The 18,779-nt window shown below is 50.1% G+C and carries 13 protein-coding genes and 1 tRNA gene; 10 read left to right on the forward strand and 4 right to left on the reverse strand.

Annotated features, from left to right (window positions below; genetic code table 11):
* From B4W65_RS17445 to B4W65_RS08850, 4 genes are all read left to right on the forward strand, one after another.
* Positions 1-223: hypothetical protein (locus tag B4W65_RS17445; RefSeq protein ID WP_205741246.1), on the forward strand; the 223-nt coding region annotated here is incomplete at its 5' end.
* 193 nt (positions 224-416) lie between these two features.
* Positions 417-1,316: a diaminopimelate dehydrogenase gene (locus B4W65_RS08840; protein ID WP_088654792.1), complete on the forward strand. Its 900-nt coding sequence runs from the start codon at positions 417-419 to the stop codon at positions 1,314-1,316.
* Between the two features lie 406 nt (positions 1,317-1,722).
* A complete protein-coding gene (locus tag B4W65_RS08845) occupies positions 1,723-5,106 on the forward strand; it encodes a two-component regulator propeller domain-containing protein (protein WP_088654793.1) in 3,384 nt (1,127 codons plus the stop codon).
* 66 nt (positions 5,107-5,172) lie between these two features.
* Positions 5,173-6,528, forward strand: coding sequence for an MATE family efflux transporter (locus B4W65_RS08850; RefSeq protein WP_088654920.1), 1,356 nt, complete (start codon positions 5,173-5,175; stop codon positions 6,526-6,528).
* Between the two features lie 16 nt (positions 6,529-6,544).
* Here B4W65_RS08850 and hemH read toward each other — a convergent pair whose 3' ends face one another.
* The gene (gene hemH / locus B4W65_RS08855; RefSeq protein ID WP_088654794.1) at positions 6,545-7,564 is read right to left on the reverse strand and encodes a ferrochelatase; all 1,020 of its coding nucleotides are present in this window, start codon (positions 7,562-7,564) and stop codon (positions 6,545-6,547) included.
* A gap of 96 nt (positions 7,565-7,660) precedes the next feature.
* The gene (locus B4W65_RS08860; RefSeq protein ID WP_088654795.1) at positions 7,661-7,987 is read right to left on the reverse strand and encodes a hypothetical protein; all 327 of its coding nucleotides are present in this window, start codon (positions 7,985-7,987) and stop codon (positions 7,661-7,663) included.
* A 225-nt stretch (positions 7,988-8,212) separates the two neighbouring features.
* Between B4W65_RS08860 and B4W65_RS08865 the strand changes: the two genes are divergently transcribed.
* A tRNA-Gly gene (locus B4W65_RS08865) sits at positions 8,213-8,284 on the forward strand.
* Positions 8,285-8,642: 358 nt separating this feature from the next.
* On the opposite strand, the gene B4W65_RS08870 is transcribed toward B4W65_RS08865, so the two are convergent.
* The gene (locus B4W65_RS08870) at positions 8,643-9,905 is read right to left on the reverse strand and encodes a DEAD/DEAH box helicase (RefSeq protein WP_088654796.1); all 1,263 of its coding nucleotides are present in this window, start codon (positions 9,903-9,905) and stop codon (positions 8,643-8,645) included.
* Between the two features lie 153 nt (positions 9,906-10,058).
* Between B4W65_RS08870 and B4W65_RS08875 the strand changes: the two genes are divergently transcribed.
* From B4W65_RS08875 to B4W65_RS08895, 5 genes are all read left to right on the forward strand, one after another.
* A complete protein-coding gene (locus B4W65_RS08875) occupies positions 10,059-11,033 on the forward strand; it encodes a glycoside hydrolase family 43 protein (protein ID WP_088654797.1) in 975 nt (324 codons plus the stop codon).
* 108 nt (positions 11,034-11,141) lie between these two features.
* Positions 11,142-12,209 (forward strand): cellulase family glycosylhydrolase, encoded by a 1,068-nt coding sequence (locus tag B4W65_RS08880; RefSeq protein ID WP_088654798.1) that lies wholly within the window; start codon positions 11,142-11,144, stop codon positions 12,207-12,209.
* A gap of 84 nt (positions 12,210-12,293) precedes the next feature.
* Positions 12,294-14,186, forward strand: a complete 1,893-nt coding sequence (gene speA / locus B4W65_RS08885) for a biosynthetic arginine decarboxylase (RefSeq protein WP_088654799.1) — start codon at positions 12,294-12,296, stop codon at positions 14,184-14,186.
* 44 nt (positions 14,187-14,230) lie between these two features.
* Positions 14,231-15,361 carry an acyloxyacyl hydrolase gene (locus B4W65_RS08890; RefSeq protein ID WP_088654800.1) on the forward strand — a complete coding sequence of 377 codons (1,131 nt, stop codon included), beginning with the start codon at positions 14,231-14,233 and terminating at the stop codon, positions 15,359-15,361.
* Positions 15,358-16,110 carry a GIN domain-containing protein gene (locus B4W65_RS08895; protein ID WP_088654801.1) on the forward strand — a complete coding sequence of 251 codons (753 nt, stop codon included), beginning with the start codon at positions 15,358-15,360 and terminating at the stop codon, positions 16,108-16,110. Before B4W65_RS08890 ends, B4W65_RS08895 begins: the two co-directional genes overlap by 4 nt.
* Here B4W65_RS08895 and thrA read toward each other — a convergent pair.
* Positions 16,107-18,539 (reverse strand): bifunctional aspartate kinase/homoserine dehydrogenase I, encoded by a 2,433-nt coding sequence (thrA, locus tag B4W65_RS08900; RefSeq protein ID WP_088654802.1) that lies wholly within the window; start codon positions 18,537-18,539, stop codon positions 16,107-16,109. The two genes, B4W65_RS08895 and thrA, sit on opposite strands and share 4 nt — an antisense overlap.
* Between the last annotated feature and the right edge of the window lie 240 nt (positions 18,540-18,779).

The raw sequence follows: 18,779 nt of genomic DNA on the forward strand, positions 1-18,779 counted from the left end.
GACGGCTATGGGTTTCAACCCTGGGGCTCCGCCCCCTCAAAAAACAACAAAACATCACAAAAAACGTCAAAAAACTTTCACTTTGAAATCTGCTCAAGCTTTCTTATCTTTGCGTAACCTTTGGCGCAAAGCGCTTGACCAAACGTTCATAATAAAAACCGAAGACCTCAGTCTGAGGTTGTGGACTTCAGTCCACTTACATAAACAAGCGCACAGCGCTTGACCATTTATTCTTAATAATAACCCAGGGTTTCAACCCTGGGGGTGGGGGAAAGAGACCGTCACTGACGCAGTGAGTCACAGACACAGTGAGTCACAGACGCAGTGAGTCACAGACGCAGTGAGTCACAGACACAGCCGCTCAGCTCAAGCTCCTCCCTCCCCCCAGCCGCAACCCTGCGTAAAAACCAGCAACTATGATCAAAGTAGCAGTAGTAAGTTACGGAAACATCGGAAAATTCGCAGTAGAAGCCATCCAGGCCGCTGCAGATATGGAACTGGCCGGCGTAGTGCGCCGCGCCTCCTCAACCAGTGACACGCCGCCCGAGCTGGCCGGGGTGAAAATAGTCTCGGACATCTCCGACCTGGGCATAGTCGATGTAGCCATCTTATGCTCCCCGACCCGCAGCATCCCCGAAATTGCCAGCGCCATCCTGGCCAAAGGAATTTCTACGGTCGACAGCTTCGACATCCACGGCCAGGCCATGCTTGACCTGCGCAAAAAACTTAATGAAGTTGGGAAAAAGCACAACGCGGCCTCCATCATCTCGGCCGGCTGGGATCCGGGCAGCGATTCGGTAATCCGCACCCTGCTGCGCGCCATGGCGCCTAAAGGCCTTACGTACACCAACTTTGGACCCGGAATGAGCATGGGACACTCCGTGGCTGCCAAAGCCATTGATGGCGTTAAAGACGCCCTGTCCATGACCATCCCCACCGGCACCGGTATCCACCGCCGTATGGTGTACATCGAGCTGGAAAAGGGAGCCGATGCCGGAAAGGTAAGTCAGGCCATCAAAAGCGACAGCTATTTCAGCAACGACGAAACCCACGTTCTTCCGGTTGCCAGTGTAGATGAACTGAAGGATATGGGGCACGGTGTTTTGTTGGAACACAAGGGCGTATCTGGAAAAACCCAGAACCAACTCTTCGAGTTTAAAATGAAGATCAACAACCCCGCACTGACCTCACAGATTTTAATTTCCTGTGCCAGAGCCGTGCTGCGCCAGCAGCCCGGCGCCTACACCATGCCCGAAATTGCCCCCATCGATTACCTGGACGGCGACAAAGAAGATTTGCTGAAGCATTTGGTGTAAAATATTGGCCGACTGACTCCCTTCTAAGGGCTTAAACTATTAAAAATAATCTTACCGGTTTATTTCAAAGGCGTCTCTCTTTCCAATGGGAGACGCCTTCGTTTTTTAGTCCCGGGCCCCATCCAGGCATCCGCAAGCTCTCCTAAAACCGACACATTTTAACAACCTTTTACATTTGTCTGCGTATCGGTGTTAACCTGCTTTATTCATAAGTTATCGTTATGAGATGCTCAAATACCAATAAATATGGACAACCGCAAAGAAAATGGACGCAGGGAATAATAGATTATTTTCAAATCCATTTTATTGAGGACGTACGTATTTAGCAGGTAGTTGGGCATCGTAATAGATAATTTATGAATAATGCAGTTAAATAAACCATTTGTTATTTAATAGGGAGACCTGCATGTTGAAACGCGCTACCATTTTATTGTTCCTGGTTCTGCATCTCTCCGCCCTGGCTCAGGAATATGCACGCCAATTTGTCCAAATAACTACCGAGCATGGCCTTTCTCAAAGCCATGTACGCACCATCTATCAGGATACCCGCGGATATATGTGGCTGGGTACCGAAGATGGCCTTAATCGCTACGACGGACATACCTTTAAAATTTACCGCGCCGACCTAAATCATCCGGGACTTCCGCATTCGACCATCAATAAAATTGCACGAAAAAGCGAACATCAACTGTGGATTTGTACCGCCATGGGCGTAGCCATATACGACAGCCATTCCGACTCCCTTGAGCATTTCATCCAACTTCCGGACATCCCCTTTTCTTCGGTCACGGAAGACTACGACAAAACCGTGTGGTTTGGTTCCTCTGAGGGTTTGTTCCATTACTATCCCAAGCAGGACTCCCTTGTTCATTACAATGCCCAAAAACGTGTTGGAGGCCTCTCCAACAATCAGATAAATGAATTATATCTGGATACCAGGCAAAACCTTTGGATAGCTACAGAGGAGGGCCTGAACCTTTACGACCGGCACCAGGATAATTTCACAAAATACCTGGCAGATGGCCGGGTTCATTCCCTATCGGGGTCGGCCGTACGTACGCTGACCGAAGATTATTACGGAAGAATGTGGGTGGGCATGGCCCAGGGAGGCCTCGACCTGTTTGTGAATTATCAGGAACGCCCCACACGCGGCGTCTTCAAAAACATACAAAAAGGTCAGGTGAACACCTTGCTGGCCGATAAGCAAAATAATTTATGGATCGGCTGTGGAGGCACGGGCAGGCTCTACTTGCTGAACCTCGAGACCTACAAACAGGGACAGGCTCCGGATATAAAAGCCTTTTACCATACAATGCAAGATCAAACCAGCATCAGCGACAACAGCATCTCCAGCTTTTTTGAAGATGTGAATGGTGACATCTGGGTAGGTACCTTTTCGGGTGGAATGAGCTTCCACAGCCACAGACTCAAACAATTCCACAATTATCGCGTCAATCTGTCTCAAAACCGAACCCTGAGCTGGCACATGGTCAATTGCTTTATGGACGACGGGCCCTGGTTATGGATTGGGACAGATGCAGGACTCGATCGTCTGGATAAGGCCAGCGGTGAAATCAAAAATTACCTGCCCAGCGAAAAGCAACCCTTCGCCTTGGCTCAGGGCGGAGTTCACTGCTTGCTGAAGGACAGCCGTGGGCACCTGTGGATAGGCAGCCGGAACGGCGACCTGCAAAAATATTTACCTGAAAAAGATGGCTTCAGGACATTTACAGCAGGCCCACAAAGCGAACATTCGCCCCCCCTAAAAATCAATGCCCTGAGTGAAGACAGCCAGGGCCAACTGTGGTTGGGCACACTGAACAACGGCCTTTACCGCTTTCAATACGAAGCCGGAAGTTTTTCAATGTCGAAGATGCATCGCCCCGGTGATGCTGCCATGTCGGGTACCACCATCAATCACATCCTGGAAATTGCAGAAAACGAACTTCTGCTGTGCACCCCCGAAGGCCTGGAGGTTTTCAATATCGGTAAGCAAACCTTTACACGCTTCACCCACCAACCAGAGCAGGCGCAAAGCCTCGGCAAAGGGGCCTGCCTCTCCGCCTACAAAGACAGCGGAGGCAATCTTTGGATTGCAACGGCAACGGGATTAAACCTTTTCCGACCCAGAGAGGGCACTTTCGAAAAAATCAACACCCATCATGGATTGCCCAATGCCCATATCCAGGGTTTGCTCGAAGACGAAGAGGGGCACTTGTGGATCAGCACCAACGCAGGACTCGTAAAGTACATCGATGCAGTAAAAGCTCCCCTGTCGTATAACTTCAGGCTGTACGACAGCAGTGATGGACTCATTACCAATGATTTCAGCGTACGTGCTGCGCATAAAGGCAGCGACGGCTATCTGAATTTTGGTTCATCAAGAGGTTTCACCCGTTTTCACCCAAAACTGGTTTTCGAAAACGAAATTCCTCCCGCCACCATCCTAACGGACTTCCGTCTTATTGGCAGTGACACTAAATCCGAATTGCCCATACTCAGTGAAAAGGACATCAACAGTCTGCAAGAACTGCGGCTGCGCTATCATCAAAACAACTTTGAGTTGCACTTTGCGGCCATCAACTATCTGAATCCCATTAAAAACCGTTACCGTTTTAAACTGGAAGGTTACGAAACCCAGTGGCGCGAAGCGGGCCACCTGGCCCAGGCAACCTACACCAACATCGGTCCCGGCAGCTACACATTTATCGTTACGGGCTCCAACAACGATGGGGTTTGGAGTAAAGAAGCCAGGCGCCTTCAAATCACAATCGTCCCGCCCTGGTGGCGCACCTACACTTTTTTAATTGCGCTCGCACTCTCGATTATTCTCTTGACTTTTTGGCTGATCCGCCAGCGCTTCGCCCTCATTCAGGAACAAAATCGTGACCTGGAACAACGAATTGCTCTGCGAACCCATGAACTTTCAGACGCCAATCAGCGCTTACGGGCCAGTCAAAAAGAGATAACCCTTCAAAACCACGAGTTGGAACAACACCGAAACCGACTCGAAGAACTCGTTAAGGAACGCACTTCCGAATTAGAAAAAGCTAAGGAAAAAGCAGAGCATTCCGACCGCCTCAAGAGTGCCTTTATGGCCAATATGAGTCACGAAATCCGCACCCCAATGAATGCCATCGTCGGCTTCTCCAACCTGCTGGAGCAAGAAGATTTGGAAAGCGATGAACGCAAGGAGTTTGTGAAAATCATCAGCTCCAACTCAGAGGCGCTGCTCATTTTAATCAACGACATACTGGATATCTCCATCATCGAAACCAACCAGATGAAACTGGTCCCCAAGTGGTTTTCGCTTAACGAGTTATTATTTGAACTCGAACGCTACTTTACAATGCGAGGCAACGAGCATGTCCAAATCAAGGCATTGCCGGACGACAAAGGCGATTTACAATTATTTAATGATCCAACACGCCTACGGCAGGTCATAACCAATCTGGTGAACAACGCCACAAAATTCACTTCCTCCGGTCACATCCATTTCGGCTATCGCTGTGGCAACCAGAGCCTCCTGTTCTACGTAGAGGACACAGGAATTGGCATTGCCACCGAAGAACAGGGACGCATCTTCAATGCCTTTTATAAGGTGGAAGACCAAAAAGATGTACTGTATCGGGGTACAGGACTGGGGCTGTCGCTCAGCAAGCGTTTGCTGGAACAGATGGGTGGAAAAATATGGGTACAATCTGAACCGGGAAAAGGCTCCACCTTCTTTTTTACCATCCCCCTCCTGGTCGATAACCAAGGACCTTCTGTTTCTGTTAAGAAAGACTAAAGCGAACGTTTTTCGACCATAAACAACGAAAATTCCCGACCTTTGCAGTCGCTGACAATCCAAAGCATGCAACACCACAAAATAAGGGAACTGGAACATACACCGGTAAAGGCTTTGTTGTGGCGTTATTTTGGCCCCTCCTTTATTGGAGTAATGGCCAATTCGCTCTACAACATCATCGACCGCATCTTCATTGGCCAGGCCCTGGGGGCCGAGGCGCTCAGTGGGGTTACTGCGGTGTTTCCCATTATGGTAATGATGACTGCTTTTGGGATGCTGGTGGGACTCGGTTCCAGTGTTCAAATATCGCTGGCCCTGGGCAAGAAGGATTTGCCTCGGGCCCAGGCCATCCTGGGCAACGCAGTGGTTATGGTCCTGATTATTTCGGCCCTTGTGACTTCTCTTGGTTTTGCCCTTAAAGAACCCATGCTTCGCCTTTTTGGCGCAGGCGAAAGCACCCTGCAGTACGCCAACGATTACGTCAACATCATACTCTGGGGCGTTGTCCTCCACGAGTTTGGCTTTTCGATGAACGCCCAAATCCGTGCCGAAGGCAATGCGCGAATTGCCATGTACAGCATGCTCCTCAGCGCAGGAATCAACATCCCGCTCGATGCCCTCTTTATTTTACACTGGGATATGGGGGTGCAGGGCGCAGCCCTGGCCACCATCATCTCCATGAGCTTCCTTTCCCTCTGGGTGCTCATCCATTTCCGAAGCAAGCGCTGCGTAGTGCCGCTGAAGCGGCGCTACATCCGCCTGCAACCCAAAATGATACTGGCCATCCTTTCCATCGGCATTTCCCCCTTCTTCATGCAATTGGCCAACAGTGCGGTTCAGGCTACCTTCAACCTCAACCTGATTAAATTCGGAGGCGATTTGGCTGTGGGTGCCATGGGCATCATCAACAGCGTTACCGTCATCATCATCACCAGCATCATGGCTCTGAATATGGCTGCACAGCCCATTCTCGGTTTTAACTACGGAGCACGCAACTACGCACGGGTTAAGTCCACCCTGCGCCTGACCCTCATCATGGCCACGCTGATTGTCACCTTTTTCTGGGTACTGGTGCAGAGCTTTCCCGGCCCCATTGTGCGGGCCTTCATCACCAACAACGACGAACTTTTGCAATTGGGAACCCACGGTATGCGCATTTTTCTGCTGATGCTGCCCATTATAGGATTCCAGATGGTAGCCGGCAACTTTTTCCAAAGTGTTGGAAAATCGTCCAAAGCCATCTTCATCACACTGCTCCGGCAGGTTATTGTACTGATTCCTTTGCTCCTGATTCTACCTCAGTATTGGGGACTAAAGGGCGTGTGGCTGGCAGCCCCCATCTCAGACACAATAGCCGCCCTCATCTGCCTGTCGTTTCTGATCCCGGAGTATCGTAAACTGCAAAAACTGGAGCGTCTGTAAACAAACGCCCCACCAACTAAAAGCTGCCGCCCAGCTCCTTTAATGGAAGTGCCTTCCAGGCACTTCCATTAAGACAGGGCACCACATCGTAGACCTTTCCCCCCGCCTCCATAAAGGTTTCTCTGCCCTCATCGTGCAGCTCCTCCAGCGTTTCCAGACAATCGATCATAAAAGCAGGACTCAGCACCAACAAACGTTTGATACCACGACCGGGCAAGGCCGCCAACTCATCTGAGGTCGCCGGAGAAAGCCATTTGTCGGATCCCAGGCGCGACTGAAAAGATAAGCTGTAGCTGTGTTTGGGAAGCCCCAGTTTTTCTGCCACCAACTCGGTAGTCTGCCTGACCTGATGCCGGTAACATGTGGCGTGGGCGCTGGAGCGCACCGAACAACAATCTTTATGCTGCAAACAGTGGCTGCCCGTAGGGTCACTCTTACGCACGTGGCGTTCAGGAATGCCGTGGTAACTGAACAGCACAAGATCGTAATCCTTTTCCGACAGAAAGGACTGCAAAGAAGCGGCCAATTCGTCAATATAGGCCGGATAGGCGTAGAAGGGCGGCACTACTTTCAAAGCAAAAGCAAACTTCCCCTTACGATACGCAGCCTGTACATGCTCAACGGCCGTCTCGTAGCTGCTCATGGCGTAATGCGGGTAGAGGGGACAAAGCACCACCTCGTCCACATCCGGATGCTCGGTCGACAAGCGGCGCAGCGCCTCGGCAGGCGTGGGGGCTCCGTAACGCATACACACATAAACAGGAAGTCCGGTTTCAGCGGACAAAGCCGCTGCCATTTTCTGAGTTAATACAATTAAGGGAGCCCCCTCGGGGCCCCAGATACTCCTATACTTGGCAGCACTCTTGGGCGCACGAAAAGGCGTAATAATCCCCTTTACCAACAACAAACGTTGCCAATAAGGCAGGTCAATGACCCGCTCATCCATCAAAAATTCATTAAGATAACGGTGAACATCCTTCACGCCGGGGGTGGCGGGACTTCCCAAATTAGCAACCAACAAAACTCTCTTGCCCATACATCTGTACTTTTAAAACAGAGCAGCTCACCCGAGCTGCTCAAAAGGCAAGATAGCACTTTTACAAACAACAGAGTTATCACACAAGGCAAATCCTTACCTTTTGTTGCCTCTTTCCAAACCGCGAAGCATCCAATAACGCAACTGAGCCTGCGTGTCCTGCTCTTCATCTACACGTTCCAGCATCCAGTCTTTCACATCCACCTCTTCCTGCTCCTCATCTTTTCCCAACATCCAGGCCTCCACCTTGTGATCACTGTTGCTGCTGTGCTCATTAAAAAGAGTAGGATCCACCATCCAATCGTCCAGGGCAAGGAGACTGTCTCGCTGCTCACGCAAGATATCCCCTTCCGTTTGCCCGCTCAACATGCCGGGCAACATCAGCAAAAAGGCTGCAATCAAAGCAAACATAAACTTTTTCATAATCCGGCCCTCCCTTTAGTTCTTGACTATACCTTCTTAAACGTATCAACCCCATCTTCTGTTTCAGATTCTTCAACATAAATTTACAACTTTTATCAACCAGGGGCAAGACCTGCCAGTCTTTAACCTGAGAAGACAAAAAAACAACAGATGATGAATGAAAACCATCAATAAATCTTGGAGAATTAAAAAAGCACACTTAAATTTGAGCCCTTATGTTAAAAGGCGGAAGTAGCTCAGTGGTAGAGCATCAGCTTCCCAAGCTGAGGGTCGCGGGTTCGATCCCCGTTTTCCGCTCTTAAATCACATCCGGGCCGGTTGATGCCAGACATCAACCGGCTTTGCTATTACCGCTTCAAAAGCCTGGCAACAATAAACATAATAGAATATTTCAACACCAAACATAAAAGCGCTAACAACCAGCTTGTTAAACCCAAACAAAAAAGAAAACTTAAAAAAATCGAAAAAAAACCTCACTTTATTTGGAACTCATCCGAACAAGCACTATATTTGTTACTGGGTTAGGGTTAAGGTTAAAAAGGGGACCGTCAAAACGTTGACAATGGTCCCCTACCCATTTTTAAGCCCCAGGCTTTATCGGGTGTTGCTGCTGGCAATACCCTTTTTTGTTTCCAGGCTCTCTGAGTTTCGACTGCTATTTTTTACGGGCAGATTTCTTCCCCTTGCTGCGTTTGCCTTTTTGCTTACCTTCTTCCAGATCAATCAATTCATCCACCACCGAACGCCAATCGTGCACGGCATCACCCGACAAGTCAACCGTCGCCTCATAATCGGCAGGATCCATCTCCAACACCTTCACCGGCTTATCCAGATATTGCTCAATCTCCCGCAAACGCTCCTTCTCCTCTGAGCTGCAAAAGGAAACAGCCACTCCACGAGCAGTACCACGCCCGGTGCGCCCCACTCGGTGCACATAGTTTTCGGCCTCATCGGGCAAGTCGTAATTGATTACATAACTCACTTCCGCGATATCAATACCCCGTGCACTTACGTCAGTAGCCACCAACACCTTGTTGTTGCCCGACCGAAACCGGTCCATCACGAGACTTCGGTCATTCTGAGCCAAATCACCATGTATGGCCTCTGCTTTCAGTCCAACCCGCTCCATGGCTTTAACTACACGTTCTGCGCGAACTTTAGTGCGCACAAAAACCAAAATCTTATTGTCCGAATGGTCCTTAATAATACGTTCCAGAAAAAAACGCTTGTCGTCCATTTCAACATAAATCACCGAATGATCCACGTTTTTAGAAACCGGATCCTTGGGCGAAATCTGAATGCGTACCGCATGCTTAACCAATCCGTAAGCCAGGTCCTTAATACGCTCATCAATAGTGGCCGAAAAAAACAAGGTCTGCCTCTTCTTAGGAATTCGCTTCACCAGTTCCTGCATATCTCCGTAGAAACCTTTCTCTAACATATGATCGGCCTCATCCAGCACAAGAATCTGTACCGATTTAAAACTAAGGTGCCCCTGGGCGGCCAAATCAAACATACGACCCGGTGTTGCCACGAGCACATCCACCCCGTTCTTAAGATGCGCAATTTGTGGGTCTTGCTCCACTCCGCCATACAAACCAACCACCTTTAAACCGGTTCCTGTGGCCACCTCCTTAAAAACGCCCGCTACCTGCATAGCCAGCTCATGGGTAGGCACCATTACCAAGCAACGAATCCCCCCCGGCTCCAAAGGCCGGTAATCAATCGACATAAGCTGGGTAAGGGGAATGGCAAACGCCGCCGTTTTTCCTGTTCCGGTTTGCGCAATAGCCAAAACATCCTCGCCCTTAAGCACAGGTGGAATACATTTGTACTGGATGTCGGTAGGGCGCTTAAAGCCCAAACGAGCCAAATTTTCATTCAGAACAGGAATAAACTTATACTTTTCAAACTTCATTCATTTATACTTAATGGTTTCACGGCAGGACAAAGATACATTTTAAATGCGCTTGACACATTTATCCTCCATCATTACACGAAAATCTCCCAACACTCAACAAAAATTAACTTTCTTTGTCCTTATCGAAAAAACAAATTAAACCAACTTACTATGTTCAAATCCTTCCACCTTCTTCTGGCAGCTTTTTGGCTGTTTGCGCTCAATGCCTGTCAACAACCGGAACCGCAATACAGCGGCAACCCGCTTTTTTCCGAACCCTTTACAGCCGACCCGGCTGTGCTTGTTCACAACGACACCCTGTATCTGTTTACCGGTAGCGACGAACAGATAGAAGGAAGAGACGGTTTTGTGATGCATAAATGGTACGTTTTTTCCACCGCAGATATGGTCAACTGGACCAACCATGGCGCTGTGCTGTCTGTCGAAGATTTTGAATGGGCTTCACACAACGCCTTTGCCGGACATGCTGTTGAGAACCATGGTAAGTTTTGGTGGTACGTACCTATGGTACACAAAGACTCATCTGCCCGGGTACACGAGGGTTTTGCTATGGGAGTGGCGGTAGCCGACCACCCTGCCGGTCCCTACAAGGATCCGCTGGGCCATCCCATCATCGCCGACACCACCGAAAACTCCATCGTATTGAATATTGATCCTACAGTATATGTTGACGATGATGGAGAAGTGTATTTCTTCTGGGGTTCATGGAACGAAGTACGCCAGGTAAAACTCAAAGACAATATGGTTGAACTGGACGGGCCGGTTGAAAACATAGAAGGGCTCACCAACTTTTTTGAGGCGCCCTGGGTGCACAAACGCAACGACACTTATTATATGAGTTATGCGGCGGGCTATCCCTCACGTACCGAATACGCCACCAGTAAAAACATCAATGGTCCGTGGCAATACCGGGGTGTTATCCACGATGAAATTCCCAATTCACCCACCAACCATCAGGCCATCGTTAATTTCAAAGGAAACGACTATTTCTTTTACCACACTGCCGGCCTACCCAACGGAGGTCCATATAGACGCAGCGTGTGTGTAGACAAATTGGAGTACGATGAAAACGGACTGATTAAGAAAATTGTACGCACCGATCTGGGCGTTCTGCAAATCAAATAACCCTCCTTCTTTCCCCTCCCCTTTTTGAAAAAGAGGTTGCCCGCAAAATGCGGACAACCTCTTTTTTGTTAAAAAATCCTTAACTTTAGGGCTCACAACCTTACATTTATGAAAAAACCAACACGTCTTTATCTCGCCTTGCCGCTTATAACTATACTCCACAGTTGCTTCGGCGGCGGCACAACATCCACAGCTTCTGACAACGACAAGACAAACCAGGCTTTCAGCGACGTAATTACCACTGAAGGCCGCCATATCCTGGACCCTTCCGGAGCGCAACTTGTCATGCGGGGCGTCAACGAAATGTTTATTTGGTCCCCTGATTTTACAGGGGAGGAACTGCTTCCCGAAATCGCAAAAACCGGCGCCAACACCACGCGTCTGGTTTGGCTTACCGACAGCAGCAGCACACGGGCAACAGCGGCCAACCTTGATCTTCTCCTACAAAACTGCATTGCCCAGGGTATGTTTCCCATGCCCGAACTGCATGACGCAACAGGCGATTGGGATAAATTGCCGGCCATGGTGGACTATTGGATTCGCCCGGATGTACTACAGGTCCTTAAAAAGCATGAGGCCTACCTCTTGCTCAACATTGCCAACGAATGTGGGGGCCATGAAGTCAGCACAGAAGCGTTTACAGCCGGCTATCTGAAAGCGGTTAAACGGCTGCGGGAAGCAGGCCTTCGCTGTCCCTTAGTGATTGATGCTGCTGGTTGGGGCCAAAATCTGGAACAATTGCTCGAGGCGGCTCCTGCTTTGTTGGAGGCCGACCCACTGAAAAACCTGATTTTTTCGGTGCACATGTGGTGGCCTGCTGAAGATGGAAGCACCCTGCGCATTGAGCAGGGCCTGGAACGGGCCGTAGAGCAGAATCTGCCACTGATTGTAGGGGAATTTGCCCCCATGGGTGTGGGCTGCAAACGCTTCATCGACTACCACAGCATTATGGCGCGCTGCCAGGAGCTACAAATTGGCTGGCTCAGCTGGTCGTGGGGCGCAGTGCCCAATGGCGATTGCAGCGAAATGGACATGACACGCGGGCAAAAAAAGGGACGTTTTGAGGGCCTGGCCGACTGGGGTTTAGAGGTCGCAGTAAGCCATCCACAGGGCATTGCCGCAAGCACTGTCAAATCGGACTTCCTTAAAAAAATGCAAAAAGAACAAAGGCCTTAAAACTAATGCAAAACACGATGGTGGTTTGCTAAAATTTTGGTTATTTCGCAGTTTATTATAAACCCGTAAAACAAAGGACCTATAGTGAGAAAATGGCGTATTGAAGACTCTGCTGAGCTCTACAACATCAACGGTTGGGGGGTGGATTACTTCTCCATCAACGACAAAGGCAATGTAATTGTAACGCCCAAGAAGGGTGCGGCCGGTGTCGAACTTAAGGAGCTCATGGATGAGCTGATGGTGCGGGATGTCTCCAACCCGGTACTCCTTCGCTTCCCCGACATTTTGGACAACAGGATCGAAACCATTTCGCAATGCTTTAAAAATGCGGCGGAAGAGTACGAATACAAAGCCCAGAATTTTCTGATTTATCCCATTAAGGTGAATCAGATGCGCCAGGTGGTAGAAGAAATTGTAAGCCACGGAAAAAAATTCAACATTGGTCTGGAAGCCGGCTCCAAACCCGAATTACATGCGGTGCTGGCCATCAATACGGAGACCGACTCGATTATTATATGTAATGGGTACAAGGACGAGGACTACATCGAGTTGGCCCTCCTGGCCCAAAAAATGGGTAAACGCATATTCATTGTTGTGGAAAAGCTCAATGAATTGCGTCTTATCGCCACCGTGGCCAAACGCCTGAAAATAAAGCCCAACATTGGTATTCGCATTAAGCTGGCCAGCAGTGGCAGCGGTAAGTGGGAAGAATCCGGCGGCGACAGCAGCAAGTTCGGACTCTCCTCCAGTGAATTGCTCGAGGCCCTCGACTTTTTGGAGCGTCAAAAGATGGAGGACTGCCTGCGGCTTATCCATTTTCATATTGGCAGCCAGGTAACCAAAATTCGTCGCATCAAAAATGCCCTGCGCGAAGCCGCACAGTTTTATGTGCAGTTGCACAAGCTGGGCTTTAAAATCGACTTTGTGGACATTGGCGGCGGCCTGGGTGTCGATTACGACGGAACCCGCTCATCGACCAGTGAAAGCAGTGTCAACTACACCATTCAGGAGTATGTGAACGACAGCATTTCGCATTTTGTGGCGGCTGCCGACAAGCATGAAATTCCCCACCCCAACGTCATTACCGAATCGGGCCGCTCACTGACTGCCCACCATTCGGTACTGGTATTCGAAGTACTGGAAGCCACCTCGCCCCCCATGTGGTCCGACGAGGAAGAAATTCAGGAAGACGACCATGAGCTGGTGAAGGAGATGTACGAGTTGTGGGACAATGTGAACCAGACCCGCATGCTCGAAACCTGGCACGATGCCTTGCAAATCAGGGAAGAAGCCCTCGACCGCTACAGCCTTGGTGTACTTGATTTGATCACGCGCGCCAAGGTGGAAAGGCTCTTCTGGTCCATTGCCCAGGACATTCACCAGATCGCCACCAGCATGAAGCATGCACCGGATGAGTTCAAAAACATGTCCAAAATACTGTCGGACAAATACTTTTGCAACTTCTCCCTGTTTCAGTCGCTGCCCGACAGCTGGGCCATCGATCAGATTTTCCCAATTATGCCCATTCACCGGCTCGACGAAAAACCAACACGCAATGCCACGCTTCAGGACATCACCTGTGATTCCGACGGGAAAATAGACAACTTCATTGCCACCCGCAACATCAGTCACTACCTGCCGGTACACCCGCTAAAAGCCAAAGACACTTATTATATCGGTGTGTTTTTGGTGGGCGCCTATCAGGAAATACTGGGCGACCTTCACAACCTGTTTGGCGACACCAACGCCGTTCACATTTCGGTGAATAAAGAGGGTTATGAAATAGACCAGGTGATAGACGGGGAAACCGTGGCCGAGGTGCTCGAATACGTACAATACAACCCCAAGAAGCTGGTCCGTACCGTGGAGACCTGGGTAACCAGCTCGGTAAAGGCCGGAAAAATATCGGCGGAAGAAGGAAAGGAGTTTCTATCTAACTACCGTTCAGGACTTTACGGTTACACCTATTTGGAATAAGCATTTTGCAAAGCGTCAAAGAACATATTCAATTCTGCGGCGCTTTGCTGTTTTTGCTCCTGCTCCCCTGGCTTCCGGCCAGAGGAGCGGGCAGGGACAGCACTCGCCTGGCGGTGGAAGCACGCTTTCACCACGGTTTTGTGGTGCCCCACCACACCAGCATGACTTATCTGCTGAACGATTATGCACGAGGCGGCGAGCTGAATTTGCTGCGTCAGCGCTTCGGGTCCGACTGCTGGGAAAATTACCTGCGCAGACCCGAAACGGGTCTGGGTTTGTGGTACAGCACCTTCGGCCGCAGCGATATTTATGGTGAGGGCTGGGCCCTCTATCCCTTCATCAATTTTCACATTCTCGAAACAGGTCCCCTGCAGCTTCGCTACCGGGTGGCACTGGGACTGGGCTACGCCAATAAGCCTTTTAAAGTAGGCGAAAACACCTACAACACAGTATTTGGTTCGCACTTAAATGCCTATGTGGGTTTTGGCTTGCAAGCGACATACCGCCTCCATCGCCATTGGCGACTCTCTACGGGTGCCTCACTCAACCACATGAGCAACGGCTCATCACGAAAGCCCAACAACGGCATCAACACGGTGGCCTGGAATATGGGCCTCAGCTACGACCTCCAGCCTTTTAGCCATGAACAGTGGCAGCGCAACAAGGCGCCCCGGAGTGCTCACCGCGAGTGGGTATTCAGTGCCAGTATGGGCAGGAATCAGGCTGCGGCCTATAACCCCACCCGCTATTGGTCGGGCAGCATCACCGCTACCCACCTGTGGTACCGCACCAGTACCCGGGCCTATGGGGTGGGACTCGATCTGCTGAAGTTTGGGGGGGCCCCTTTGGCCAGCATGAATTTTCAGGACCTCGATGTCAATCAGCACTTTTCATCAAGCGACGAAATCTACGCAGGCATACTGGCCGGCATGGAATCCCTCCTGGGCACCACCGCCCTTTACATCAACCTGGGTGCCTACATCTACCAGGCTACACCGGCCCGACAGCCTGTGTACGCACGTCTGGGTATCCGTCAAAAGCTGTATCAAAACTGGCACGGCCACTTTGGCATTAAAGCCAACTTTTTCACCGCCGAATTCATCGAATTTGGGCTGGCTTACCGCCTCTCCCGAAATCGCGATAAGGCCTCACCCGGAAAAAAGGAAAAGTTATGATGCGACCGATACTGGCCACCATACTCATGGTACTGTCGATGACCTCCTGCGACTACCTGTCCGACCTGAAGCGAACTGGCGAGCTGGTGGAGAAAGAAATCATCCTGCCTGCGCCCACCGAAATCGATATCTGGGCGCCGGTTAAAGTGGTGCTGACCAACAGCAGCGATTCGCTCTTACGTTTGAGTGGTCCCGATTTTTTAATTGATGGCTACGAATTGATTCATGAGAAGGGCAAACTGACCATCAGACATCAGCAGCAGCACCAGTTGCAGGACCAGAGACTGGGCACCCTGACCGTTCCGGCCGGCCAGCTTCAGCGCCTTACTGCCAATGCGCCGTCGCAATGGCAGACGGGAGCCGATACCCTGCGCTTCACCCATCTGTCGCTGGTCGTCAACGGCAAAGGCATCTACACCACCAGCGATTTGCTACTCAGGGGCGAAAGTCTGCACTTAAGTGTGTACGGGGGCATCAACAAAAGTCAGCATCAACTGCGAGGAAAAATAGACCGCGTACACTACCATCTGCAGGGCGGCAGCGACATTCTGGCCGGCGAGCTTCAAACCCGCAGCTCCGAAGTCATCCATAAATCCTTTGGCGACTGTCGTATTCTGGTTCAGGAAGCGCTGAAAGCACAGATTTTCTCGACCGGCAACATCTACCTTCTGGGGCAGCCCAACGTGGAAGTCAGCCACCACCCCAGCAGCATCATGAGTGCCACCGGAAAAATTTATACCGTCGACTAAACGTTGGCGACCTTAATGATATCGGCAAAGACCCCTGCAGCCGTTACTTCTGCTCCCGCACCGTAACCCTTCACCTGCATGGGGTGTTCATTGTAATTCTCCGACCAAATCAAAATAATGTTGTTGCTGCCTTCCAGGTCGTAAAAAGGATGCTTCCTATCCACCTCTACCAATCCAACACGCGCTTTACCTTCCGACAGTCGTGCAGCATAACGCAAACGCTTACCCTCTGCCTCCAATTTAACACGTTGCGCTTCAAATACCGCATCCAACTCCTTCACCTTAGTCATAAAGGCAGGTAAATCCGGGGTATTGAGGTAGGCAGCGGGGACAAAAGGCTCCACCTCCACATCCTCCTGCTCCAGGGGATAACCCGATTCCCGGGCCAAAATAAGCAACTTGCGTACGACATCGGTGCCGCTCAAATCCACCCTCGGATCCGGCTCACTGAAGCCCTTATCCTTGGCCTCCTGAATAACCACCGACAGCGGCTTGTCTTCCGACAAAGTATTCACAATAAAGTTGAGGGTTCCCGACAGTACTGCCTCCAAACGCTCAATTTTATCGCCACTGCGCACCAGGTCGTTAATGGGAGCGATAATGGGAAGACCGGCCCCGACATTGGTCTCAAAGAAAAACTTCACCCCCTTTTCACGTGCCGTGGTTTTGAGTTTACGGTAATGCCGATAAGAGGATGAGGAGGCAATTTTATTGGCTGTTACCACCGAAACGTTAGCCTCCAGGAGAGGAAGATACACCGAGGCCACTTCCTCACTGGCCGTGCAATCCACAAAAACCGAATTGGCCACGTTCAGCGCCACAATCTGATCTTTAAAATCACTGATGCTGCCGGGACTTCCAGCCTTCTCCAAAAGAGTGGCGGCCTGCTCCGGATCCAGTCCTTCCCGGTCAAAAATCATGGAACGACTCCCGGCAAGGCCCACCAGGCGAATACGCAAATGGTTCTCGTTCTGCAATTTCTTAACCTGGGTCCCAATCTTATGCAACAACTTACTGCCCACGGTTCCCTTACCGGCCAGGAAAAGATTCAGGCGCGAATAATCGGACAGGAAGAAGGCCTCATGAATCACGTTCAGCGCCTTTTTTATATCCTTTTCCTTAATCACAAAAGAGATGTTCAACTCCGAACCGCCCTGGGCGATGGCAAAGACGTTGACCCCGTTTTTGCCCACACTGTTAAACAACTGCCCGGCAATACCGGTGGTCTGCTTCATATTTTCGCCCACAATGGCCACCACGGCCATGTCCTCCTCCACGCCAATGCGTTGAATTTGACGTGCGGCAATCTCCCTGGCAAACTCCTTTTCCACGGCAGCTCTTGCCACTCCGCCTTGTTCGCGTTCAATAACCAGACTGATGCTGTTCTCCGAACTGGCCTGAGAGATGAGGATTACATTGACATCGCGGGCGGCGAGACTGGTAAAAAGACGACTCGATATGCCTGTAACGCCAACCATCCCAATCCCTTGAATGGTAACCAGAGACACATCCTTAATGGAGGAAATCCCTTTGATTTGTCGCTCCTTAACCACCTCCGTCTCGCGACCAATTAGGGTGCCGGGCGCTGCCGGATTAAAAGTATTTTTAATGCGAATGGGTATTTCCTTTTGATAAACAGGCAGAATCGTAGGGGGGTAAATGACTTTGGCGCCAAAGTGAGAGAGCTCCATAGCCTCTGCATAACTCAAATGATCGATGCAGTAGGCGCGACTGATGACCCGTGGGTCAGCAGTCATAAAACCATCCACATCGGTCCATATCTCCAACACTTCTGCATTAAAAGCTGCGGCCAGTAAGGCTGCGGTATAGTCCGACCCGCCCCTGCCCAGGGTCGTATTCTCGTCCTGCATATTGCTGCTGATGAAGCCTGGGAAGAGCGATAAGGACCCCAACTGCGGATGCAATTCCGCCAGCCGGTTCTCCGTTTCGCTCAAAACCACCTGATTGCGACCAAACTCCCGGGTGGTTTTAATGTAAGAACGGCTGTCGTACCAGGCAGCATTCAGATAAGTAGCCATGATTTTGGAGGACAAACGCTCACCGATACCGGAAATGCTTTCCAGGCTTTTACGACTCAGTTCTTTCACCAAAAACACGCCCTTTAAAATAATGCGCAGTTCTTCAAAGTCGGCTTCGGTTAGCACTTGCACCTTGCGAACACCTTCCGGGTCAAATAAACGAGCAATGATTTGCTGATGCGTTTCAACGATGGATTGCAGGTGGTCGAAGCAAGCCTTATTGCCCTCTCCCGCCATCTTTGCCGTTTTTATCAATCGGTCCGTAACGCCTCCAACCGCGGAGACTACCACAACAATTTGCTCCTCCTTTAACTCAGCAACAATCTCGCCCACACGGGCAATGGTTTCTGCTGACCCCACGGAAGTACCACCGAACTTAAGAACTCTCATCGCACCAGTATTAACTTATGAAAAATTAAGGTTAACCATTGCATTTTTGATTTTCAAAAACGCAATACCTGCAAAAATACATAAAATTGCGAAGGGACAAAGAAAGAACAAAGGCGAAAGCAGCTTAAGGTCAATAAGAAATTATTGTTAATTTTTGTAACAAAGGTCAAAAAACATAAGTATACAACCTGAAGGTTACATTTTTTATTCACAAATAAATATAAAAACCTGCGTTTTTCG

It is taken from the genome of Geofilum rhodophaeum (assembly GCF_002210225.1).
Taxonomy (GTDB): domain Bacteria; phylum Bacteroidota; class Bacteroidia; order Bacteroidales; family Marinilabiliaceae; genus Geofilum; species Geofilum rhodophaeum.

Coding starts and splice junctions, on each gene's coding strand:
- B4W65_RS08850 (WP_088654920.1), top strand. CDS start 5,173: ATGCAACACCACAAAATAAGGGAACTGGAACATACACCGGTAAAGGCT.
- B4W65_RS08870 (WP_088654796.1), bottom strand. CDS start 9,905: ATGAAGTTTGAAAAGTATAAGTTTATTCCTGTTCTGAATGAAAATTTG.
- B4W65_RS08840 (WP_088654792.1), top strand. CDS start 417: ATGATCAAAGTAGCAGTAGTAAGTTACGGAAACATCGGAAAATTCGCA.
- B4W65_RS08895 (WP_088654801.1), top strand. CDS start 15,358: ATGATGCGACCGATACTGGCCACCATACTCATGGTACTGTCGATGACC.
- B4W65_RS08860 (WP_088654795.1), bottom strand. CDS start 7,987: ATGAAAAAGTTTATGTTTGCTTTGATTGCAGCCTTTTTGCTGATGTTG.
- thrA (WP_088654802.1), bottom strand. CDS start 18,539: ATGAGAGTTCTTAAGTTCGGTGGTACTTCCGTGGGGTCAGCAGAAACC.
- B4W65_RS08845 (WP_088654793.1), top strand. CDS start 1,723: ATGTTGAAACGCGCTACCATTTTATTGTTCCTGGTTCTGCATCTCTCC.
- hemH (WP_088654794.1), bottom strand. CDS start 7,564: ATGGGCAAGAGAGTTTTGTTGGTTGCTAATTTGGGAAGTCCCGCCACC.
- B4W65_RS08875 (WP_088654797.1), top strand. CDS start 10,059: ATGTTCAAATCCTTCCACCTTCTTCTGGCAGCTTTTTGGCTGTTTGCG.
- B4W65_RS08880 (WP_088654798.1), top strand. CDS start 11,142: ATGAAAAAACCAACACGTCTTTATCTCGCCTTGCCGCTTATAACTATA.